The organism is Methanocalculus sp. (assembly GCF_029762515.1).
Lineage (GTDB): Archaea > Halobacteriota > Methanomicrobia > Methanomicrobiales > Methanocorpusculaceae > Methanocalculus.
This window is the reverse complement of the sequence record NZ_JARVGN010000385.1, coordinates 1-2173: the sequence shown is the minus strand read 5'-3', so window position 1 is coordinate 2173 and position 2173 is coordinate 1. Positions and strand designations below refer to the sequence as shown.

Below are 2173 nucleotides of genomic sequence, written 5' to 3'. Positions count from 1 at the left end.
AAATGGTCCCGCCCATTTGAAGAGCTCTTCTCTCTCCGGCGATCTGATTGTAGTCAGGAGGACGGTATTCTTCTCTGAAAGGGCGGTATCATAGGCGATATTCCATGGCAGCACCCTGATCTGATCCCGTGCTACCGGGGTTCCCATCTCTTCAAGTGTACCAAGCAGGATATCAACAGAGATCCCTTTGACTACCCCGTCTTCGATATAGTTGAAGGGAGGATACTCTTCTGTCACGAACGTCAGCGCTTCTCCCCCAATGGGAGCAGGAGGTGCGGTCTCTTCAGTGGTTGTGCATCCTGCGGCAAACACGACAAAGAGGGTGATGCAGAGGAAGCATAGATGATGAATCTTTACCATAGATAATCCCATCAAATAGGTTCTTTGGTTTTATAAACTGAACCGGGAGGATCAAGTCAGCTGATCAGTTCTGTCCGAAAGCCATCCCGGATCCATCCCCCTTCACCGGGAGAAGCCCCGGAAGCCATAATCAAAACGGCAACAGAAGCCAGAAGACCGAGGGAATGAAAAGAACAAATCCGATGAAGACCCCGGCAACTGCCTTCTGTTTTTGATCCTGTGCTGTCAGGAAGAGGCCGATGAGGGAGGGGATCAGAAGCCCGAGGAGAAGGCCGCCGAGATGGGCATAGACATTCACCGTCCCGGAAGGCAGCTCGGCGAAGATCTGGCATATGGCGAGGGTGAGCGTTAGAAAGGTTGCAGTGAGGAGAACAAAGACCGACTGGGAGATTTTCTCAGAACGGCTCTCCAGTACGGTTCTGTATACAAGCGAGAGCATCAGGAAGAACAAGAGGCCGAGGAATGCATAGGTTATCCCGGAGAATCCCGAAGACCACTCCTTTCCCATGATACGAGCCGACCAGATCGATATGCCGGAGATCGGAAACGGGAGCAGAAGGAGAAAGACGAGGTAGTTCGCTGGAAAGAATTTCGGAGGCATCGGAGACCGGAGAGCCGGCAGAATGATGATGCCGACAACAAAGATCGCAATGATCAGAAGGTAGGCTGAAGAGAGGTTATTCATGATATGCGAAGAATCCAGGGGATTATGCATATAATTGCTGAGAAACATGGATAGAAGGTTTGGATCGGCTACATTGAGGTAGATATGCCGGAGGGTGAAATCAATTGGGATTATCCGGAGTATCGCGTACTGGAATCCGGAAAGGAGGCCGAATATCCCCGCCAGGAAGAGGAAATAGAGGAGAAAAATGGATCTGGGAATTGTTCTGGCATAGGAGAGGATGGTGCCATTGGGAGGAGATGGTGCTTTTGTCTGTGTCATTATACTTCAATCGATTAGGGTCTGCATAAGGATTCCCCTTTCAGCCGCCCTTCTGCTATCATGGTACCGGAACATCTCCGGATTACAGGGATTTCGCCAGGATATCGGAATGATCACTGATTATGAAGTGATAGGAGAGGTGAGAGGAAGAGGAGAGGAGCAGGGATATGCCCCTCTGCTCTGTCAATATCTCAGTTATCAACCTCAGTTGGAAAACCGAGCTTGCAGGCTCATATCGGATAGCCCGGCACAACAGGCTCAGCTCAGTGCTGCCATCTCATCTGCCCAGTCCTCGACTGCGGCAAGGATTGCCTCATCATCGTAGCCGGTCAGCCTGACGGCCTTTCTGCCAAACGTGAGGGTATAGTTCTCGCCATTTGGATCGCGGCACTTCAGCTGGCAGGAGTATGAATCCTTGTTCTGGTCACGCTCAGGTGTCCCGCCGACTGCGGCGGTGAGTGCTGCATCTGCAAGGACGGCAGCAGCAGCCGCATTCATTCCGGCGGTTGTCCCGGCGGTGACGGTTGCTGCACCGACCTTTTTCCCATCTCCGTCAAGGTACACGATCCGGGCGGTATACTGCTCGCGGCCCCGGACCACGCCCGGGATCGTCTCGCCGCCGGACTCATAGGCTACACAGCCGAAGGGGTTGTTCTCAAGTACATGGGTAACCACAGCCTCAAGGGCCGCGGTATCAACAAGCGGTGCCGGAAGGTCCCGGACCGCTGTCTTGTTGCTCCGTATCTGTTCGAAATCTACTGCCATTATTGGTGGCTCCTGCCGGGCGGGGGGGCTTCTGCACAAGAAGAGGCAGCCCGCCCCCCGCCTGCTCCGGCACATCATATGTCGGAGACGGGGGCAATGGGG

2 protein-coding genes and 1 pseudogene are annotated in these 2173 nt (G+C 53.6%); all 3 read right to left on the bottom strand.

The annotated features are described in order from the left end of the window. Positions 1-360, bottom strand: a pseudogene (locus QCH34_RS11250) (hypothetical protein); the annotation flags it as partial. A 130-nt stretch (positions 361-490) separates the two neighbouring features. Beyond that, positions 491-1306 (bottom strand): rhomboid family intramembrane serine protease, encoded by an 816-nt coding sequence (locus QCH34_RS11245; protein ID WP_300334190.1) that lies wholly within the window; start codon positions 1304-1306, stop codon positions 491-493. 258 nt (positions 1307-1564) lie between these two features. Continuing rightward, complete coding sequence (locus QCH34_RS11240) at positions 1565-2071, bottom strand: hypothetical protein (RefSeq protein ID WP_300334188.1); 507 nt, start codon at positions 2069-2071, stop codon at positions 1565-1567. Between the last annotated feature and the right edge of the window lie 102 nt (positions 2072-2173).

Coding starts and splice junctions, on each gene's coding strand:
- QCH34_RS11245 (WP_300334190.1), bottom strand. CDS start 1,306: ATGACACAGACAAAAGCACCATCTCCTCCCAATGGCACCATCCTCTCC.
- QCH34_RS11240 (WP_300334188.1), bottom strand. CDS start 2,071: ATGGCAGTAGATTTCGAACAGATACGGAGCAACAAGACAGCGGTCCGG.